Consider the following 19,495-nt stretch of genomic DNA (forward strand, 5'->3'; position numbering starts at 1 on the left):
CCTATGATCGGTATTTTAAAAAAGGTGTTTGATGTAAATCAACGCCAAATTAAACGTATGCAAAAGACAGTTGAGCAAATTGATGCATTAGAGTCATCTATTAAGCCACTAACTGATGAACAATTAAAAGGAAAGACGCTTGAATTTAAAGAACGTCTAACAAAAGGTGAAACAGTAGATGATTTACTACCTGAAGCTTTTGCAGTTGTTCGCGAAGCGGCAACTCGTGTTCTTGGAATGCGTCCATATGGCGTACAGTTAATGGGTGGTATTGCCTTACATGAAGGGAATATTTCTGAGATGAAAACGGGTGAAGGTAAAACGTTAACATCTACATTACCTGTATATTTAAATGCTTTAACAGGAAAAGGTGTTCACGTTGTTACAGTCAATGAATATTTAGCACAACGTGATGCGAGCGAAATGGGACAACTTCATGAGTTCCTTGGCTTAACGGTAGGAATTAACTTAAATAGTATGTCACGCGAAGAGAAACAAGAGGCTTATGCTGCTGATATTACGTATAGCACAAATAATGAGCTTGGATTCGATTACTTACGTGATAACATGGTTTTATATAAAGAGCAATGCGTTCAACGTCCACTTCACTTTGCTATTATCGATGAAGTCGATTCTATTTTAGTCGATGAAGCACGTACGCCGCTTATTATTTCAGGACAAGCTCAAAAATCAACAGAGCTATACATGTTTGCAAATGCATTTGTTCGTACGTTAGAAAATGAAAAAGATTATTCATTTGATGTGAAAACGAAAAATGTAATGCTAACAGAAGATGGTATTACGAAAGCAGAGAAAGCTTTCCATATTGAAAACTTATTCGATTTAAAACATGTAGCACTTCTTCACCATATTAATCAGGGGCTTCGTGCACACGTTGTTATGCATCGTGATACAGATTATGTTGTACAAGAAGGCGAAATCGTAATTGTAGACCAATTCACTGGTCGTCTTATGAAAGGTCGTCGTTATAGCGAAGGATTACACCAAGCGATTGAAGCAAAAGAAGGTGTAGAAATTCAAAATGAAAGCATGACGCTTGCAACAATTACATTCCAGAACTACTTCCGTATGTATGAAAAATTATCTGGTATGACTGGTACAGCGAAAACAGAGGAAGAGGAATTCCGTAACATTTACAATATGAACGTTATTGTAATTCCGACAAACAAACCGATTATTCGTGATGATCGTGCCGATTTAATCTTTAAATCAATGGAAGGTAAGTTCAATGCTGTTGTTGAGGATATTGTAAATCGTCATAAAAAAGGACAACCTGTTCTTGTAGGTACAGTTGCAATTGAAACTTCAGAGCTTATTTCAAAAATGTTAACGCGTAAAGGTGTACGTCATAACATCTTAAATGCGAAAAACCATGCTCGTGAAGCAGATATCATTGCAGAGGCTGGTATTAAAGGTGCTGTAACAATCGCGACGAACATGGCAGGTCGTGGTACAGATATTAAGCTTGGAGACGATGTGAAAAACGTTGGTTTAGCAGTTATCGGTACAGAGCGTCACGAAAGTCGTCGTATTGATAATCAGTTACGTGGTCGTGCTGGTCGTCAAGGGGACCCTGGTGTTACGCAGTTCTACTTATCGATGGAAGATGAATTAATGCGCCGATTTGGTTCAGATAATATGAAAGCAATGATGGACCGCCTTGGTATGGATGATTCTCAGCCGATTGAAAGTAAAATGGTTTCTCGTGCGGTAGAATCTGCACAAAAACGTGTTGAAGGAAATAACTATGATGCACGTAAGCAGTTACTGCAATATGATGATGTACTTCGTCAGCAACGTGAAGTTATTTACAAACAGCGTCAAGAGGTAATGGAGTCTGACAACTTACGCGGCATCATTGAAGGTATGATGAAATCTACAGTAGAACGTGCTGTTGCTCTTCATACACAAGAGGAAATTGAAGAAGATTGGAACATTAAAGGTCTTGTTGACTACTTAAATACAAACCTTCTTCAAGACGGAGATGTAAAAGAAGAAGAATTACGTCGCCTTGCTCCTGAGGAAATGAGCGAGCCAATTATTGCGAAATTAATTGAGCGATACAATGAAAAAGAAAAGCTTATGCCAGAAGAGCAAATGCGTGAGTTTGAGAAGGTTGTTGTATTCCGCGTTGTAGATACAAAATGGACAGAGCATATTGATGCGATGGATCACCTTCGTGAAGGTATTCATTTACGTGCTTACGGTCAAATTGATCCACTTCGTGAGTACCAAATGGAAGGGTTCGCGATGTTCGAGTCAATGGTTGCTTCTATTGAAGAGGAAATTTCTCGTTACATTATGAAAGCTGAAATTGAACAAAACTTAGAACGTCAAGAAGTTGTTCAAGGTGAAGCTGTTCATCCTTCTAGCGATGGCGAAGAAGCAAAGAAAAAGCCAGTTGTAAAAGGTGACCAAGTGGGCCGCAACGATTTATGTAAATGTGGTAGTGGTAAAAAATATAAAAACTGCTGTGGTATCGTTCAGTAATATAGGACGGTAGCTTTGGCTGTTTTGCAAACTTTTATATCAAAAATGTATAATTAAGAAGGATTAAACTCTCTCCGTAATAAGTGGAGAGAGTTTCCCTTGTTTTCATACGAAAGTAACAGCAATTACATAGAGGTGAAGGAAATGGAATTAGTAGAAATTAGACAGGAATTAGAGAAAATGGCTAAGCGATTAGCGGCTTTTAGGGGGTCTCTTTGACCTCCCTACTAAGGAGAAACAAATTGCAGAATTAGAAGAGAAAATGATGGGCGCAGGATTTTGGGATGACCAACAAGGAGCACAAGCTGTAATTAATGAAGCGAATGCGTTAAAAGATATGGTTGGAAAGTTCCGTCAGTTAGATGAGACGTTCGAAAATTTAGAAATCACGCATGAGCTTTTAAAAGAAGAGTATGATGAAGATTTACATGAGGAATTAGAATCAGAAGTAAAAGGCTTAATTCAAGAAATGAATGAGTATGAGCTTCAGTTACTATTAAGTGATCCTTATGATAAAAATAATGCGATTTTAGAATTACATCCAGGTGCAGGTGGAACTGAGTCACAAGACTGGGGTTCTATGCTATTACGTATGTACACACGCTGGGCTGAAAAACGCGGATTCAAAGTAGAAACGGTTGACTATTTACCAGGTGATGAAGCTGGTATTAAGAGTGTAACTTTATTAATTAAAGGTCATAACGCTTACGGTTACTTAAAAGCAGAGAAAGGTGTACATCGTCTTGTACGTATTTCACCATTCGATTCTTCAGGGCGTCGTCATACATCATTCGTATCTTGTGAAGTTGTACCAGAGTTCAATGATGAAGTTGAAATCGAAGTACGTACAGAAGATTTAAAAATTGATACGTACCGAGCAAGTGGAGCTGGTGGACAGCACGTAAATACGACAGATTCAGCAGTTCGTATTACACATACACCGACAAATACGGTTGTAACATGTCAGTCGGAGCGTTCTCAAATTAAAAACCGTGAGCATGCGATGAAAATGTTAAAAGCGAAATTATATCAAAAGAAACTAGAAGAGCAACAAGCAGAATTAGATGAAATTCGCGGAGAGCAAAAAGAAATCGGATGGGGTAGCCAAATCCGTTCTTACGTATTCCACCCGTATTCTCTTGTAAAAGACCATCGTACAAATACGGAGGTTGGTAACGTACAAGCTGTTATGGATGGAGAGATTGATCCATTTATTGATGCTTACTTACGTTCTCGCATCTAATAAGCGAAAAAAAGCCAACGAAATTGTTGGCGCATGCTGAGGACAATAGAGGATATAAAGAATTTGATTTTATTTTTATAGATGAAGTAAAGAGGAAGAGAAGTTGGAAACGACAACTTCTCTTTTTGATGGGATTATATGTAGATTACAATGCTGTATATTGTTTTGTAAAAAGTAGAGAATAGTAAAATAGAGCGGTAATATGGTAAAGATTTATATAGAACTTTCTAATTTTCCTTTTAAAAAGGATGCTTTATAGGAGTATTTTAAGTTGTTCACAGAATTGAAACAACTTATGAAAGCATTATTTTATCAAGGTTCTCACTGTATTTTTGAGGAATATGAAATACACCTTAGTTTTTCTATATAAAGATAATGCTTATAATGAAAATGAGTGTGTTAGGAATAAAAAGAATATCAACAATGGGGAGCGATAGAAGTGAAAAAGAAATTGTTGGCTATTGCGCTAGGGACATCGGTTGTTTTTGCTTTAGGAGCATGCGGAAATAAAGAAGAGAGTAAGTCTTCGAAACAGTCTGCAAGCACAGACAGCGCAGAACAAATTTTCCAAAGAAGTTGTGCGGGATGTCACGCAACAGATTTATCAGGGGCAACTGGACCTGATTTAAGAAAAGTAGGCGGTAAGTACGACGCTGCAGATATCGAAGAGATTATTAAAAAAGGCCGCGGTTCAATGTCACCAGGACTTATTCAAGGTGAAGATGCGAAAAAAGTGTCTGAATGGTTAGCTGAACATAAATAAAAAAGGTGAAATGGACGAGTTGATAATATAGTCAACTCGTTTTCCTTTTTTCTGGTATGTAACATAACTGTAACAAAAATGTATCCAAATTGGAAACCGTTTGATGTTACAATGGGGTTTGTAGAATTTTGCTGAAATATATTACATAGAGTGGTATTGCTTATGAGAAAGCATAAGTAAACTATCTTCAACAAGGATGACTAAATGAAAATGAAGGATGTCTTTTGTTTTCAGATGTACAGAAAAGTATTTCGAAAAAAATCATTAAGTATTGGGTGATAAATAATGATAAAAATGACGAATGTTTATAAGGAGTACCCGAATGGTATGAAAGCCATTGCTGGTCTTACAGTTAACATTAAACAAGGTGAATTCGTATACGTAGTTGGACCGAGTGGAGCCGGAAAATCTACATTTATTAAAATGATGTATCGTGAAGAGAAACCATCTACAGGATCTATTAATGTAAATGGACTTACTATCGAAACATTGGCAGAAAGAGATGTTCCGTATTTCCGTCGTCAATTAGGCGTGATTTTCCAAGATTTCAAATTGCTACCTAAATTAACGGTATATGAGAATGTTTCGTTTGCTTTAGAAGTAATTGAAGAAGAACCGGATGCAATTCGTGAGCGTGTAACAGAAGTTCTAGGTCTTGTAGGCCTTGAAGATCGTGCAGATGCACTTCCAAGTGAGCTTTCGGGCGGGGAGCAACAACGTGTGGCTATTGCAAGAGCAATTGTAAATAGACCAAAGGTTGTAATTGCCGATGAGCCAACAGGTAACTTAGATATTGAAACAGCTCTTGATATTATGAATATTTTTACTCGCATTAATGAGCGCGGCACAACGATTGTTATGGCGACGCATAATGCAGATATCGTAAATACAATCCGTCATCGTGTAATCGCGATTGAAGGCGGAAAAATTGTTCGAGATGAGATTGAGGGAGGATACGGATATGAAGGCTAAGACCCTTAGTCGACATTTGCGAGAAGGTGTAAAGAATCTATCACGTAACGGATGGATGACATTTGCTTCTGTTAGTGCAGTAACAGTTACATTATTACTTGTAGGTGTCTTTTTAACAGCGATTATGAATATGAACCATTTTGCGACGAAAGTAGAGCAAGATGTAGAGATTCGTGTACACATTGATCCAGCTGCAAAAGAAGCGGATCAAAAGAAATTAGAAGAAGATATGAGTAAGATTGCAAAAGTAGATTCTATTAAATATTCTTCTAAAGAAGAAGAGTTAAAACGTTTAATTAAAAGCTTAGGTGATAGTGGAAAAACGTTTGAGTTATTTGAACAAGATAACCCACTTAAAAACGTATTCGTTGTAAAAGCGAAAGAACCAACCGATACAGCGACAATCGCGAAGAAGGTTGAAAAAATGCAGTTTGTTAGTAATGTTCAGTACGGAAAAGGGCAAGTTGAACGATTATTTGATACTGTAAAAACTGGTCGTAACATTGGGATTGCGTTAATTGCTGGTCTTTTATTCACAGCGATGTTCTTAATCTCTAATACAATTAAAATTACAATTTATGCTCGTAGTACAGAAATTGAAATTATGAAACTTGTTGGTGCAACAAACTGGTTTATTCGTTGGCCATTCTTGCTAGAGGGATTATTCTTAGGAGTATTAGGATCAATTATTCCAATTGGCCTAATTCTAATTACGTATAATTCGTTGCAAGGTGTGTTTAATGAAAAACTTGGCGGAACAATTTTCGAGCTTCTACCATACAGTCCATTCGTATTCCAATTAGCTGGTTTACTAGTGTTAATCGGTGCTTTAATCGGTATGTGGGGAAGTGTAATGTCAATTCGTCGCTTCTTAAAAGTATAAAAAGTTGCAAACATAATTCGTACAAGCTTATCATATAGTAGAAATAGGTAAAGGCATCACACACTGTGTGATGCCTTTTGCTACACCACCTGTGTGTTTTGGAAAGGGGAATTCCGCATTGAAACGTAGAGTTGCAATTATTGGAATGGTTGTTGCATTTTTAATTGGTGCTGGCGGAATGTTTGCAGGCATGTCTGTATTTGGGGTTAACCCATCAGAAGTAACGCAAACAATTTCGAGTGGGAATGCTAGCACTGCGCAAGGGAATTTGGCAAAAATTAATGAGGCGTATGCACTAATTGATTCACGTTATGTGGAAGACGTGAAAGATGAAAAGTTAGTTGAAGGTGCAATACAAGGTATGTTGTCTACGCTGAAGGACCCTTATTCCACGTATATGGATAAAGAAACAGCCAAGCAGTTTAGTGAATCGCTTGATCCCGAATTAGAGGGGATTGGGGCTGAGGTGAACAAGACGGACGGTAAGCTTATTATCGTATCGCCAATTAAAGGTTCACCAGCAGAAAAGATAGGAATTAAACCGAATGACCAAATTTTATCTGTAGATGGAAACAGTGTGAAAGACTTATCACGTGAAGAAGCAGTATTAAAAATTCGTGGTAAAAAGGGAACGACTGTCGCAATTGAAATTAAACGTGCGGGAGTAACTGATCCGATTGTATTTAAAATTAAGCGTGAAAAGATTCCGATCTTTACAGTGTTTAGTTCTGTGAAGCAAGAGAGCGGAAAAGATATCGGTTATATGCAAATCACTTCTTTTGCTGAAAATACAGCGAAAGAATTTAAGGATCAGTTAAAAGAGTTAGAGAAGAAAAATATAAAAGGTTTAGTTATTGACGTGCGTGGTAATCCTGGTGGCTACTTAAATAGTGTAGAAGATATACTAGGGGAAATTATGACGAATAAAAAGCCGATGCTACAAGTAGAGCAGCGAAATGGTGAGAAGAAGAAATTCTCTACGGAACTGAAAGAGAGAAAACCATATCCAATTTCAGTATTAATTGATAATGGAAGTGCTTCTGCTTCAGAGATTTTAGCAGGTGCGTTAAAAGAAGGAGAAGGATACGATTTAATTGGTGAAAAGACATTTGGTAAAGGTACTGTCCAGCAAGCTGTTCCATTTAAAGACGGCAGCAACATTAAATTAACGATGTTTAAATGGTTAACACCGGATGGGAACTGGATTCATAAAAAAGGAATCGCGCCAACAGTAGAAGTGAAGCAACCAAATTATTATCATGCGACACCAATTCAAATTGAAAAAACACTTTCATACAATTCAAATGATGTACAAGTAAAACATGCTCAGGAAATGCTTAAGAGCTTAGGTTATGTACCAGGTCGTGAAGATGGATACTTTAGTAAAGAGACAGAATCGGCTCTGAAAGCATTCCAAAATGCAAATGAAATGGAAGCGACAGGACAGCTTGATAAAAAGACAGCTGAAGCGATTCAAACTAAAATTATCGAAAAAATCCGTTCTGGAGAAAATGATCTACAATTACAGTCAGCATTAAAATTAATGGCAAAATAAGAAGAAATACAGGCAGTTTGCTGCCTGTATTTTTTTGTGTTAAACAAACGTTTGTTTAGTTATGATAATATAAAAAGAAAGAATGATATAAATGGTGGTGAATGGGTTCATGGAGGCATGGATTTTTGAAATAATGCGGGCAGTTGGACGTTTTTTCTTACACCCTGCTGTCTATATATTTGTAATAAGTAGTATCTTCGTTGGATACTTACGTATGTTAAGAGAACGAAAAGATTTTTCTTTTAAAGTTTATGATATTTGGTTTGAACTGCGAACCTCTCTATTTGCAGGGATTGGATACGGATTAGTAGTATCTATTATTACGATTGGGCTTGGACTTGTTGTTTCTAAAGCAAGCTTATGGGCCATTTTAATTTGGACGTTACTATTTGGATTAACGGCTATGTATCGATATTTATCGGCGGCTTATACATTTAGCATTGCGATTGTATGTGTTCTATTATCTTCTAAGCTACCAGTTTCCTTTTTACAGCTTCGAGAAGGTGAAGAGAGTACCATTGTATCCCTTGTTATTTTACTAGGCGTTATGCTTATTGTAGAAGGCTTATTGATTTCTAAAAACGCAGTAGGATATTCGACGCCGAGGATTAGGCAGGGGAAGCGTGGATTAAAGATTGGTTTACACGAATCAAAGCGTTTATGGATCGTTCCTATTTTTATTCTTGTACCGGGTGATGCGGTAACGCAGTTTATTTCATGGTGGCCTGTCGTTTCAATAGGTTCAAATACATATTCTCTATTCCTCGTTCCATTTTTAATTGGATTTATGAGAAATATTAAAAGTTATGAGCCGACGGAAGCTTTATTATTTACAGGAAGACGTGTTTATGGGTTAGCAGGACTTGTGCTCGTTTTAGGAATCGCAAGTTACTGGTGGCACGTACTTGCAATTATCGCGATGGGAGTCGCTATGCTTGGGCGTTTCACAATTTCGATGCAAGAAAAAATTGCCGATGAAACAAGACCAGCGTATTTTGCTGCACGCAATGATGGGCTCGTTGTACTAGATACAATTCCAAATACAATTGGAGCAGAGCTGAAATTACTGCCTGGAGAAATTATTACGAAAGTAAATGGAGTCATTCCAAAAAGCGCCGAGGAATTTTATGATGCGCTTCAAACGAAGACGACAGGAGCATTTTGTAAATTAGAAGTATTAGATACAAATGGTGAGCTTCGTCTTGCACAAACTGCATTATATGCTGGTGGACATCACGAATTAGGTATTGTATTCGTTGAACAGGAGCATGAGTGGGATTCGGAAGCGATGTAATAGAAGGAATGGTATCACCTTGTGGTGGTACCTTTTTTGTTTTTGGGGATGGGAGAGTAGTTAGTAAATGAAGTTTATATCAGCGCAACTCGAAATATATCGGCGATTATTCGAATATATCGACTTTCCAGCAAAAAACGACAACTATCGCAAAGCTTATTTTCAGTTTCATAGACGGATAACTTGAATAATTATTTGATAATGGTTATCATTTAGGGAGTCTTTTTAATTTTGGAAAATGGAGGTAAGATATGCTGCGTAAATTTTTCTCGTACTATAAACCGTATAAAGGTTTATTTATACTCGACTTTTCTTGTGCGGTTGTCGCAGGATTATTAGAACTCGGCTTCCCGCTTATCGTAAATCAATTTATTGATAAGTTATTGCCAGGGCAAAACTGGACGCTTATTTTATGGGCTTGTTTCGGTTTACTCGCAGTTTATATGTTAAATGCAGGTTTACAATATGTCGTTACATATTGGGGACATATGCTTGGTGTTAACATTGAAACAGATATGAGGCAGAAATTATTTGATCATATTCAAAAGCTATCATTCAGATTTTTTGATAATAATAAAACAGGTCATTTAATTTCACGCCTTACAAACGATTTAATGGAAATTGGGGAAATTGCTCACCATGGACCAGAAGATTTATTTATCGCCGTAATGACTTTAGTTGGGGCATTCTCATTTATGATGATGATCAACTGGAAGTTAGCGTTATTAACGTTCTTCGTCATTCCATTCCTATTATGGTTAGCGCTGTACTTCAATAAAAAAATGACAGGTACATTTAGACGTTTATTCTCAGATGTTGCTGATTTCAATGCATGTATTGAGAACAACGTTGGTGGTATTCGCGTTGTACAAGCATTCGGAAATGAAAAGTTTGAGAAAGAGCAATTTGCTGTGAACAACGCTCGTTTCCGTACAACGAAATTAATGGCGTATAAAATTATGGCGTTAAATTCGTCGATTAGTTATATGCTCATGCGTCTCGTAACGCTCTTCGTCTTAATATGCGGTACATGGTTTGTTCTGCAAGGAGAATTAACGTACGGTGGATTTATCGGATTCGTTCTATTAACGAATATTTTCTTCCGCCCAATTGAAAAAATTAACGCGGTAATCGAAAGCTATCCGAAAGGAATCGCCGGTTTTAAGAGATATGTAGAGCTTCTTGAAACAGAGCCTGACATTGTAGACTCTAAAGATGCAATGGAAGTGAAGCATGTACACGGTGATATTCAATATAACAACATTACGTTTGGATATGAAAACAAAGAACCGATTTTAAATGACATTAGTTTGAAAATACATGCAGGTGAAACAGTTGCGTTCGTTGGACCATCAGGAGCTGGGAAAACGACGTTATGTAGCCTATTACCACGTTTTTACGAGCAATCATCTGGATCGATTCAAATTGATGGAATTGATACGAAAGATATGACATTATCTTCACTTCGTAAGCAAATTGGAATTGTGCAGCAAGATGTGTTCTTATTCTCAGGAACAATTCGTGAAAATATCGCTTACGGAAATTTAAAAGCATCAGAAGCTGAAATTTGGCAGGCAGTAAAACGTGCGCAGTTAGAAGATTTAATTTACTCACAGCCGGACGGTTTAGATACTGTTATCGGTGAGCGCGGCGTGAAACTTTCAGGTGGGCAAAAGCAGCGTCTAGCGATTGCTCGTATGTTCTTGAAAAACCCGCCAATTTTAATATTGGATGAAGCAACTTCTGCGTTAGATACAGAGACGGAACTTGCGATTCAAAAATCGCTTGCGGAGCTATCTGTTGGTCGTACAACATTAGTTATCGCTCACAGACTAGCAACGATTAAAAATGCAGATCGCATCGTCGTTGTAAATAAAGATGGTATTGCAGAACAAGGTTCACATAATGAATTAATTGAGCAAGGCGGAGGATACAGTAGGTTATACGAAGCTCAGTTTAGTTCGTAAATATAATTTGTACTGAATTAGTGCACCATAAGTAGGTAAAAATCTCATATGGGAGGCTGTATAGTATGATTGTAACAACAACTTCTACAATTCAAGGGAAAGAGATTATTGATTATGTCGATATCGTGAATAGAGAAGCGATTATGGGTGCAAATATCGTTCGTGATCTTTTCGCTTCTGTCCGTGATGTTGTCGGTGGTCGCTCAGGCGCTTACGAAAGCAAATTGAAAGAAGCACGTGACATCGCAATGGAAGAGATGAAAACTCTTGCAAGACAAAAAAATGCGAATGCCATCGTTGGTATCGACGTGGATTACGAAGTAGTTCGCGAAGGGATGCTAATGGTTGCTGTGAGCGGGACTGCTGTCCGTATCTAAAGTGAGAAGCCGTGCTGATGCACGGCTTTTTGTATGCTATGTCGAAGATTCAATATTTCTTGGGAAATGCGGAAGGTCCCGTCGATATATAGGGAAGACATTAGAGTGCTTCTTTACATTTCCGGATTTTAACTAATAATGTTTCGTATTCTTGTTCGAGAGATGAGATATCATTGTGATGATTTGGTATGGAAATTCGGCCGATGACTTCTGTTAATTTTGTTTGTAATCGTAACAACTCTTGCTCAGTAACGTTTACAGAATCTCCGGTGGTTCTTTTTGTGTATTGCTCGTAATTACCGTGGAATACTCTAGGTTCACTCTCATCTACTTGTAGAATATGGTCTGCAACAGAGCGAATAAAGGCACGGTCATGGCTAATGAAAAGTATTGTGCCAGGATATTCTTGTAACATGGTTTCTAATTCTTCTTGCGTTGCTAAGTCTAAATAGTTTGTCGGTTCATCTAGCAGAAGCATATTATAGTTTCCTAAAAATACTTTTGCGAGTGCAACCTTCATTCGTTCCCCCCCGCTTAGAACGTGCACAGGTTTATGAACATCCTCACGGCGGAATAGAAGTCGTGCAAGTATTGTGCGAACGAATGCTTCTGTATAGTTTGTTTCTTCTAGAACATTTTCTAAAATGGTTTTATCTGTTTTTAAAATAGATAATGTTTGTTCGAAGTATCCAATTTTACAACTTTTTGATAGCTGCATGCCACGCTCGTTTGTGAGAAGCATGTTGAACAAAGTGGTTTTGCCGCTTCCATTTGCCCCTAAAACGGCAAGCTTTGCGCCAGGGGCAATAGTTCCATTCATATTTTTAAATAGTATACGGTCGCCTATTTTCTTTGTTGCTTTATTGAATTGTACTGCCACCTTACTATGAATGGGGGTATGGTATTGCACGTCAAATTGAGCTTGAGAATGATCCTTTGGCTTTTCCTTCTTTTCTAGTTTTTCGAGACGTGTCTCTAATGCTTTCGCTGCTTTACTAACCTGTTCTTGGCCATGAGCCCCACTTAACCTATAAAGTCTAGATTCAGATGAACTGAACCGTGTTGGGATTTTTTTCATGTTAGAAGCACGTTGCTTTCTTTGTAGAATGGACTGTTCTAAACGATTTTTTTCTTGTATATATTGCTCATATTCTGCTTGTTTTTGTATTCGTTCACGTTCTTTTTGTTTTCGATAGTTTGAATAATTACCTTTGTACTCTTGAATAATACCGTCTTCAATTTCAATAATTTTGGTACATATATTATCTAGAAATTCACGGTCATGCGATATTAAAACAAGTGCCCCTTTATAAGATGAAAGTGCCTTTTCTAATTGCTCTGTACCGACCATATCTAAGTGGCTTGTTGGTTCATCAGCGAATAAAATGCCTGCATTTTGTTCGAGAGCATGCGCAATCTTTAGTCGCATTCGTTCACCGCCGCTCATTGCGTCGGTAACGTTTGAAATACTCCATTTTCCTTTTGCGAGAGAAGAAGCGGTTTCCGGTAGTTCTTCGCTGAGCTGAGGAATGATGGCGATAGAACTATGATGAGTTACTATGCCTCTGTCAGCTTCTATTTCTTTACTTAATATTTGCAATAACGTAGATTTACCAGCTCCGTTGACTCCGACAATTCCTATGCGATCCTGTGCTTGAATTTCCAGTGATGGTAATGTAAATAGTGTGCGATCACCAAAGCTCTTTTCAATATTACGTGCGAATAAAATAGTCATAAAAAAACCTCCCTAGTTTCACTAGAGAGGATAAACGTCGCCCTTGTATGTAAAAAATCGTACATAAATAAACGATTTTTTACATGATCGTTTCGAAAGAAAGTATCGACAAATGGACAGACTAATCCCCTGCTAGTTTTCATCATTTTTGTTCACTATTTGTGATGGATGAAATAAATAAGAGAATTAGAACTTCATTGGTCAAAGTACCTTCCTTTCATAATATCACTTTTATTGTATGCGCATACAAAAGGGTTTGTCAAACTTATTTCTGTTCGCTATTTTTAAATTTATTATTATACAATTGTGCTTTTGCCAGCGCCTCAGCATCGTTTTTAATTTCATCCAGTCCATTCGCATCTCCAATAACATAACCTTCAAATGAAGAACCAACAAAATCAAAGATATATTGGAATTGAGCAATAAGCGGTAATGCTTTTAGCTTTGGATTATCCCCGCCAACGATGACAACATACATTTTTTTGCCTTTCATTTTTTCTTTGAAATGAAGAGATGTATCGCGCAAGCTTTGTGACCAGCGATCAACAAAGTTTTTCATATGTCCACTCATTCCGTACCAATATAATGGTGTAGCAAAGATAATCGTGTCGTGCTCTAGCATGCGTTTGGTTAACTGCTCATAGTCATCATTTACGGATTGGAATCCTTCTGCATCATGACGGTGGTCTGTAATAGGATAGACGGTATGATCACGCAAATAAATTTGTTCTGTTTCAATGTCCTCTATCATCATATGTGTTAAAGCTTCTGTATTTCCGTTTTGTCTTGAACTGCCATGTATAACAAACATGTAATCATTCCTTTTCTTTTGCTTGTTTTAGGAGTGAAACGTGTTTTTGCAAATTCGCTTGGATGTTGGAAAGTAATGTGATTTGCTTTGTTACTTCATTGAGTTTATCTTCGTAAAGCGTAAGGATACTGCTACACGGATTGTCGTACAGGTGCGGTTCAATTTCAAGGCAGCGCAGCATCCTTGCCGTCTCTTCTAAATTTAAGCCAATTTGTAAGTACATTTGAATAAGCTCCACTTTTTCGATGGCACTTTCATCAAAATCACGGTAACCATTTGCAAGGCGCTTAGTAGGGAGTAAGCCCTTTTCTTCGTAATGTCTTAGTGATCTTTCACTAACGCCAGTTTCTTTTGATAATTCTCCAATTCGCAATGCGTTTCACTCCTTCTACATGTATTGTAAACCTTCACACTAATGTGAGGGTCAACTCTGTTTTTTCGCAAAAGAATCTACATGATTTAAGAACACTTGAATGGCTTTAGATAGAATGAAATATTTACCGCGTACGATGGAAAACGGACGGATTAGTTGTTCATTTGGAACTTCGACGTGGAATAGTTCTTTTGCTAATAGCTCTTTCCGTACAGTCCAATCAGAAAGGATAGCGATGCCAAGCCCGGCACTAACAGCTTCCTTTACGCTTTGGATACTACTGAATGTAAAGAATCGTTTCATTTTTAAATGGTGTTGATGAATAAAGCGGTCACTATAAGCGCGTGTACCAGAACCATTTTCTCTTAGTACCCATACTTGATCTTGGAGTGTGCTTTCATTTATTTCCTTTGTGCGGAGTAGTGGATGATTTGGCGGAACGACGAGCTTCATTTCATCTTGCATAAATGTTTCAACGTTAACATCAGCGTATACGACTTGCCCTTCCACTAAGCCGATATCAATTTGATTAGAGCGAAGACTTTGCAAAACTTCTTCTGTATTTGAGATAAAGGTATGCACTTCGACGCGTGGATTTTCATTCGCATAGTTAGCGAGTATTTTTGGAAGTAAGTATTCACCAATTGTAAAACTAGCACCGATGCGAAGTGTTCCTGTTACAACGTTATGTAGTTCATTAATTTCTTGCTTAGCATCTTCGTAAAGAGAGAGCATTTGCTTTGCATGTATATATAATATGTTTCCAGCTTCCGTAACTTGGACATGCTTCGGGGAGCGTTGAATAAGTGTAGTGCCAAATTCGTTTTCTAAGTTGCGTATATGCATACTTACTCCGGGCTGTGAAAGGTTTAATAATTCTGCTGCACGGGAGAAGTGTTTCTGTTCAACGACAGTAACAAAAATTTTTAAAATGTCTACGTTCATATAATGGGCTCCTTTCTTTTCTATCATCTTATCATAAGTATTTCTGATGATAGAGATTCGGTATTGGTATTAAACTTATTATAGAAACTCTCTTATAATGTAAGTAGAAAGAACATGCATGTTCCAATACGATTATTGGGGTGGTACAAGGTGGAACAAACACTTGTTATACAAAAGAAGAAGGGCTTTGGATTTTCGCAAGGAATTGGGATTACATTATTAATCGCAATTGCCGCGAAATATTTAGCGGAGCTTCCATTTTTAAATATTATGGGACAATTAGTAATTGCTATTCTAATTGGGATGGTTTGGCGCGCTGCAATTGGAGTTCCTCATGATGCGATTGCAGGAACGAACTTTGCGAGTAAGAAGTTACTGCGCTTTGGGATCATCTTACTTGGAATGCGATTAAATCTTGTTGATATTGCGAAGGCGGGGCCGAAAGTATTGGTCATCGCGGCGGTTGTTATTACATTTACTATTTTTGTTGTATACGGACTAACGAAAGTATTTAAAGTAGAAAAGAAACTTGGGATTTTAACAGCATGCGGTACGGCAATTTGCGGCGCGGCCGCGGTCGTGGCAATTGCACCGCAAGTGAAAGCAAAAGATGACGAAACAGCAGTTGGAGCAGCGATCATCGCGATTTTAGGTACAATATTTACGCTTATTTATACGTTATTATATCCATTGCTTGGTTTATCTCCATACGGATATGGAGTGTTCTCAGGGGCGACACTGCATGAAATTGCTCACGTAATTGCGGCTGCGGCGCCAGGAGGAAGCACGGCTGTAGATATCGCAGTTATCGTGAAACTAACGCGCGTTGCAATGCTTGTACCAGTAGCGATTTTAATCGGATTATGGTTTGGTAAGAGTGAAGGTAGCGAGGAAAAAAGATCATGGCGCGACCTTCCAATTCCATGGTTCATCTTCGGGTTCTTAGCGATGAGTGCAGTGCATTCGCTCGGGATTATTCCAGAAGTTGTTGCGGGATACATTGTTGTTCTTGCTTACATGCTTATCGCAATGGCGATGGCAGGGCTCGGTTTAAATGTAGAGTTTAAAACGTTCCGTAAATTAGGAAGTAAAGCATTTGTGGCGGGGCTGATTGGCTCGGTTTGCTTATCGGTTCTTGGATACGTTCTTGTATATGCGTTAGGATTTATGTAGTAGAGGAGAAAGCTGTTCCCGAAGGTGCTTGGGGACAGCTTTTTCTTATGTTTATAGTAGCGCTACGGATGTCGATATATTTGGAAAATCGCCGATATAAATGGAGTTGCGCTGATATATTTGGGAAATCGCCGATATATTTCAAGTTGCGCTGATATATTTAGAAAGTCGCTGATATAAATTGAATTACTCTTGTACTTTGTTAGAGTAGATGTTCAATGAAACATTTTTCTAAAATTTGTAAAGATATCTTTACTTATAACTGGAAAATATTTATAATTTAAGTAAAGATATCTTTACTTTTGAAGGTGGATCCTATGGGTGTGAAAAATAAAATAAAAGAGTTAAGAAAGCAAAATCATATAACACAAGTTGAAATGGCAAAGGCGATGCAGGTGACGCGGCAGACGATAGTGGCGATTGAAAATCATCATTACAATCCGAGTCTAGAGTTATCTTTAAAAATTGCCAAATATTTTGGGGTGAAGGTGGAGGAAATCTTTACGCTGGAGTAAGGAGAAAGAAAATAAATGATAAGCTTGAGAGATTTCAATTAGAGTAAACGTTTAAATATATAAGGATTGGTTTTGATTTATTAATTAGTATCGCATCAACGAGTGTGTTAGCAACAAGGAATAATAGATAGAAAAAGGGGAACTGGGATGGGATTACCGGTGTTATGTGTCGCTACAGCTATATTTTCGCTTCTTTGGGGAATGCAAAACTTTTCTCGTAATCCAGTGCCGAGTATTTGTATTATGATTGGTACTGTAGGTTTATCGTATTATTTATTATTATTAGCCCATTATCATAAAACGGCAACGAGTGTTGTTGTTGGAGCACTTATTTTATTTTGTGGGCGCGCCATACAAAAGGGGTTATTTCCATAAAAGCTGTTTATACATTTTGTATAAACAGCTTTTTGTATTTTTTTTACAAAAAGATTGAAAGTTACGTAACGTCATCTTTTATAATGAAAGGGAAGAGGTGATGGTAGTGATTTCAATACAAGAATTGACGAGAGAAACAGGGGTTACAGTACGTACACTACGTTATTATGATCAAATAGATTTATTAAAGCCGAGCGGAAAAACAGAGGGTGGACATCGGTTATATAGTGAAAGTGACGTTATTCGTTTGCAACAAATTTTATTTTTAAAAGAAATGGGATTTTCATTAAAAGAAACTGCGAATATGTTAGTAAAAGGTGAGCTGGATTTAAAAAATTCGCTTGAAAAACAACTTCGGTTTGTACAGGAAGAACAAAAGAAATTTAATCGAATGGAGAGTGTTTTACAAGCAGTTGTTTATTCGGTAGATGTGGAGGGAGAACTCGATTGGAAAGTTATGTTTGAACTGATTCAGCTTTCGAAGCAGTCTCCTCGTATACGTGAAATATTTCAAAATGAAGTATTTTCAAAGGAAGAACAAAAATTGCTTCATAATTTACCAAACATGAGTAAGGAAGATCCGAATGTTTTAGAATGGGTAGATTTATTAAAGCAATTACGCACTTTTATGAAAGACGGTAAAGAAGCTGCTAGTGATGAGGTACAAGGGGCAATGAAGAGATTAATGCAGAAGTGTTTAGAAATGGCCAATGGTGATGAAGCGTTTTTAGATAAGTTATGGGAAGTTAGAAAATCGAAGGAAGATTCACAGAAAATGAGCATGTATCCAATTGAAGAAGAACTTTTAGTGTATATGGATGAGGCTTTTCGTATTTATGATGAAAGGGAGAAGGATAAATGAGCATACTCGCAGAATATCGTTGGTATTTTTTAATTGGGGCAGAAATTGTATTTTGGTTATCAGCTATCGGTTTCTTTTTACTTCGCTACGGATTCCGTTTGAAAAAGGCGAGTTTTATTATGGGAATTGTACTCCTCGTAAATGAAGTGTTTATTTTAACTTTAGGAGTAGTGGACTATTATCAAACAGGAAAGTTCTCTAACTTTCAAATTATTACTGTAATTATTTTATTGTATGCAGTTTTCTACGGGAAAAAGGATTTGAAGAAGCTTGATATATTTGCACAAAAATCAGTTGCGAAATGGCGTAATGAACCGGCGCCTATTATTGAAGAACAGGTAGAATTAACAGGCATGGCCTATGCAAAGCAGGAAATAAAAAATTGGGTATTACATCTTGTTTTATTCGTTGGTGTGCACATATTCTTTTTCTTCGCGTATGGATTTATTCCATTTGAACAATGGGGTAATTGGTTAGAATCGGGAATCGTTTTAAATAAAGCTGCAAGTCGCGTGAGCCAAGTGTGGGCGATTGTATTTTTAGTTGATACAGCAATTTCATTTTCATATGTGATTTTTCCGAAGAAGGAGAAAGGAAAAGAAAAGCTACTTTCATAGTTGAAAGTAGCTTTTCTGGTATACAAATAATTTTTATAGGAGAGGATGACAATAGAAAAAAGAATCAGCTGTATATGTCTATTTCTCTTTAGTTTAGTAGCATGTTCACCATCTAGCACTACAATTGATAAGAAGAATGATGTCATTGTAAAGGGAGTAGGAACTTCCAATCTAGATAAATTCGAACAGTTCGTTATGAACGTTGATCAAGGGGAAGTTGATAAAATAAGAATTGTACAGTATACCGATGAAGGTGACCCGGTTTTTCAAACGTTAGAGCATAGTGGGAAAGATATCCTTTATGTGTTAGATAGTAGACAAGACAAGTTTGCTGGTGACCATAAAGGATTACATAAAGATAGTTGTAAAAGTATTGTTAAAGAGCAGCGCGAATCAGAAAGTACTTATCGGTTAACGGATTGTATGAATGAAGATGGACGCAATGGATATGACTTATTATATGTATCAAAAAAATAGAGTTAGTAGAGGAAGGAAGTATTTACTCCTTCCTTTTTCTATGTGTA

General features: G+C 37.3%; 19 protein-coding genes. 15 read left to right on the forward strand and 4 right to left on the reverse strand.

The genetic code is table 11. From position 1 onward, the window contains the following. The first annotated feature begins 3 nt into the window (after nucleotides 1–3). From secA to IQ781_RS17210, 9 genes are all read left to right on the forward strand, one after another. Nucleotides 4–2,511 (forward strand): preprotein translocase subunit SecA, encoded by a 2,508-nt coding sequence (secA, locus tag IQ781_RS17170; RefSeq protein WP_000579385.1) that lies wholly within the window; start codon nucleotides 4–6, stop codon nucleotides 2,509–2,511. A 144-nt stretch (nucleotides 2,512–2,655) separates the two neighbouring features. Further along, nucleotides 2,656–3,754, forward strand: a protein-coding gene (gene prfB, locus IQ781_RS17175; RefSeq protein WP_096001716.1) for a peptide chain release factor 2 whose coding sequence is annotated in 2 segments (ribosomal slippage) — nucleotides 2,656–2,727 and nucleotides 2,729–3,754 — 1,098 coding nt in all. Because the reading frame shifts where the segments join, the coding sequence is not laid out codon by codon here. Nucleotides 3,755–4,193: 439 nt separating this feature from the next. Further along, nucleotides 4,194–4,517, forward strand: a complete 324-nt coding sequence (cccB, locus tag IQ781_RS17180) for a cytochrome c551 (RefSeq protein ID WP_000727971.1) — start codon at nucleotides 4,194–4,196, stop codon at nucleotides 4,515–4,517. 327 nt (nucleotides 4,518–4,844) lie between these two features. Next, nucleotides 4,845–5,489 (forward strand): cell division ATP-binding protein FtsE, encoded by a 645-nt coding sequence (ftsE, locus tag IQ781_RS17185; protein WP_001986924.1) that lies wholly within the window; start codon nucleotides 4,845–4,847, stop codon nucleotides 5,487–5,489. Further along, nucleotides 5,479–6,372, forward strand: a complete 894-nt coding sequence (gene ftsX / locus IQ781_RS17190; protein ID WP_000645027.1) for a permease-like cell division protein FtsX — start codon at nucleotides 5,479–5,481, stop codon at nucleotides 6,370–6,372. Before ftsE ends, ftsX begins: the two co-directional genes overlap by 11 nt. Nucleotides 6,373–6,490: 118 nt before the next feature. Further along, nucleotides 6,491–7,927, forward strand: coding sequence for a S41 family peptidase (locus IQ781_RS17195; protein WP_000830313.1), 1,437 nt, complete (start codon nucleotides 6,491–6,493; stop codon nucleotides 7,925–7,927). Between the two features lie 109 nt (nucleotides 7,928–8,036). Beyond that, the gene (locus IQ781_RS17200) at nucleotides 8,037–9,221 is read left to right on the forward strand and encodes a PDZ domain-containing protein (RefSeq protein ID WP_000388606.1); all 1,185 of its coding nucleotides are present in this window, start codon (nucleotides 8,037–8,039) and stop codon (nucleotides 9,219–9,221) included. A gap of 251 nt (nucleotides 9,222–9,472) precedes the next feature. Continuing rightward, entirely contained in the window at nucleotides 9,473–11,188 is a 1,716-nt protein-coding gene (locus IQ781_RS17205) for an ABC transporter ATP-binding protein (protein WP_000944620.1), read from the forward strand. 65 nt (nucleotides 11,189–11,253) lie between these two features. Beyond that, nucleotides 11,254–11,565 carry a YbjQ family protein gene (locus IQ781_RS17210; RefSeq protein ID WP_050234136.1) on the forward strand — a complete coding sequence of 104 codons (312 nt, stop codon included), beginning with the start codon at nucleotides 11,254–11,256 and terminating at the stop codon, nucleotides 11,563–11,565. Between the two features lie 100 nt (nucleotides 11,566–11,665). Here IQ781_RS17210 and abc-f read toward each other — a convergent pair whose 3' ends face one another. The 4 genes from abc-f to IQ781_RS17230 all read right to left on the reverse strand — a co-directional run bounded on the left by abc-f (nucleotide 11,666) and on the right by IQ781_RS17230 (nucleotide 15,429). Next, a complete protein-coding gene (gene abc-f / locus IQ781_RS17215) occupies nucleotides 11,666–13,300 on the reverse strand; it encodes a ribosomal protection-like ABC-F family protein (protein WP_050292771.1) in 1,635 nt (544 codons plus the stop codon). Nucleotides 13,301–13,565: 265 nt separating this feature from the next. After that, entirely contained in the window at nucleotides 13,566–14,111 is a 546-nt protein-coding gene (locus IQ781_RS17220) for a flavodoxin family protein (protein WP_050252090.1), read from the reverse strand. A gap of 4 nt (nucleotides 14,112–14,115) precedes the next feature. Then, a complete protein-coding gene (locus IQ781_RS17225; protein ID WP_001219225.1) occupies nucleotides 14,116–14,484 on the reverse strand; it encodes a MerR family transcriptional regulator in 369 nt (122 codons plus the stop codon). Between the two features lie 51 nt (nucleotides 14,485–14,535). Next, nucleotides 14,536–15,429, reverse strand: coding sequence for a LysR family transcriptional regulator (locus IQ781_RS17230; RefSeq protein ID WP_050228976.1), 894 nt, complete (start codon nucleotides 15,427–15,429; stop codon nucleotides 14,536–14,538). 150 nt (nucleotides 15,430–15,579) lie between these two features. On the opposite strand from IQ781_RS17230, the gene IQ781_RS17235 reads away from it, so the two are divergent. The 6 genes from IQ781_RS17235 (at nucleotide 15,580) to IQ781_RS17260 (ending at nucleotide 19,448) form a co-directional block, all read left to right on the forward strand. Beyond that, nucleotides 15,580–16,602 carry a YeiH family protein gene (locus tag IQ781_RS17235; RefSeq protein ID WP_050228977.1) on the forward strand — a complete coding sequence of 341 codons (1,023 nt, stop codon included), beginning with the start codon at nucleotides 15,580–15,582 and terminating at the stop codon, nucleotides 16,600–16,602. Between the two features lie 317 nt (nucleotides 16,603–16,919). Continuing rightward, nucleotides 16,920–17,117: a helix-turn-helix transcriptional regulator gene (locus IQ781_RS17240; protein ID WP_000538364.1), complete on the forward strand. Its 198-nt coding sequence runs from the start codon at nucleotides 16,920–16,922 to the stop codon at nucleotides 17,115–17,117. A 147-nt stretch (nucleotides 17,118–17,264) separates the two neighbouring features. Continuing rightward, complete coding sequence (locus IQ781_RS17245; protein WP_000524139.1) at nucleotides 17,265–17,492, forward strand: hypothetical protein; 228 nt, start codon at nucleotides 17,265–17,267, stop codon at nucleotides 17,490–17,492. Nucleotides 17,493–17,592: 100 nt separating this feature from the next. Further along, the gene (locus IQ781_RS17250) at nucleotides 17,593–18,354 is read left to right on the forward strand and encodes a MerR family transcriptional regulator (protein WP_031312723.1); all 762 of its coding nucleotides are present in this window, start codon (nucleotides 17,593–17,595) and stop codon (nucleotides 18,352–18,354) included. Then, on the forward strand, nucleotides 18,351–18,971 hold the full coding sequence (locus IQ781_RS17255; RefSeq protein ID WP_000025211.1) for a hypothetical protein: 621 nt from the start codon (nucleotides 18,351–18,353) through the stop codon (nucleotides 18,969–18,971). Before IQ781_RS17250 ends, IQ781_RS17255 begins: the two co-directional genes overlap by 4 nt. Before the next feature lie 45 nt (nucleotides 18,972–19,016). Beyond that, nucleotides 19,017–19,448, forward strand: a complete 432-nt coding sequence (locus IQ781_RS17260) for a DUF4362 domain-containing protein (RefSeq protein ID WP_050229123.1) — start codon at nucleotides 19,017–19,019, stop codon at nucleotides 19,446–19,448. The last annotated feature ends 47 nt before the right edge of the window (nucleotides 19,449–19,495 follow it).

Source organism: Bacillus sp. N447-1, from assembly GCF_022701035.1.
Classification (GTDB): Bacteria; Bacillota; Bacilli; order Bacillales; family Bacillaceae_G; genus Bacillus_A; species Bacillus_A cereus.

Bases quoted from the DNA above. Each gene is read 5' to 3' on its own strand.
- secA (WP_000579385.1), top strand. From the start codon at position 4: ATGATCGGTATTTTAAAAAAGGTGTTTGATGTAAATCAACGCCAAATT.
- ftsE (WP_001986924.1), top strand. From the start codon at position 4,845: ATGAAAGCCATTGCTGGTCTTACAGTTAACATTAAACAAGGTGAATTC.
- ftsX (WP_000645027.1), top strand. From the start codon at position 5,479: ATGAAGGCTAAGACCCTTAGTCGACATTTGCGAGAAGGTGTAAAGAAT.
- IQ781_RS17200 (WP_000388606.1), top strand. From the start codon at position 8,037: ATGGAGGCATGGATTTTTGAAATAATGCGGGCAGTTGGACGTTTTTTC.
- IQ781_RS17205 (WP_000944620.1), top strand. From the start codon at position 9,473: ATGCTGCGTAAATTTTTCTCGTACTATAAACCGTATAAAGGTTTATTT.
- IQ781_RS17210 (WP_050234136.1), top strand. From the start codon at position 11,254: ATGATTGTAACAACAACTTCTACAATTCAAGGGAAAGAGATTATTGAT.
- abc-f (WP_050292771.1), bottom strand. From the start codon at position 13,300: ATGACTATTTTATTCGCACGTAATATTGAAAAGAGCTTTGGTGATCGC.
- IQ781_RS17220 (WP_050252090.1), bottom strand. From the start codon at position 14,111: ATGTTTGTTATACATGGCAGTTCAAGACAAAACGGAAATACAGAAGCT.
- IQ781_RS17230 (WP_050228976.1), bottom strand. From the start codon at position 15,429: ATGAACGTAGACATTTTAAAAATTTTTGTTACTGTCGTTGAACAGAAA.
- IQ781_RS17240 (WP_000538364.1), top strand. From the start codon at position 16,920: ATGGGTGTGAAAAATAAAATAAAAGAGTTAAGAAAGCAAAATCATATA.
- IQ781_RS17245 (WP_000524139.1), top strand. From the start codon at position 17,265: ATGGGATTACCGGTGTTATGTGTCGCTACAGCTATATTTTCGCTTCTT.
- IQ781_RS17250 (WP_031312723.1), top strand. From the start codon at position 17,593: ATGGTAGTGATTTCAATACAAGAATTGACGAGAGAAACAGGGGTTACA.
- IQ781_RS17255 (WP_000025211.1), top strand. From the start codon at position 18,351: ATGAGCATACTCGCAGAATATCGTTGGTATTTTTTAATTGGGGCAGAA.
- IQ781_RS17260 (WP_050229123.1), top strand. From the start codon at position 19,017: ATGACAATAGAAAAAAGAATCAGCTGTATATGTCTATTTCTCTTTAGT.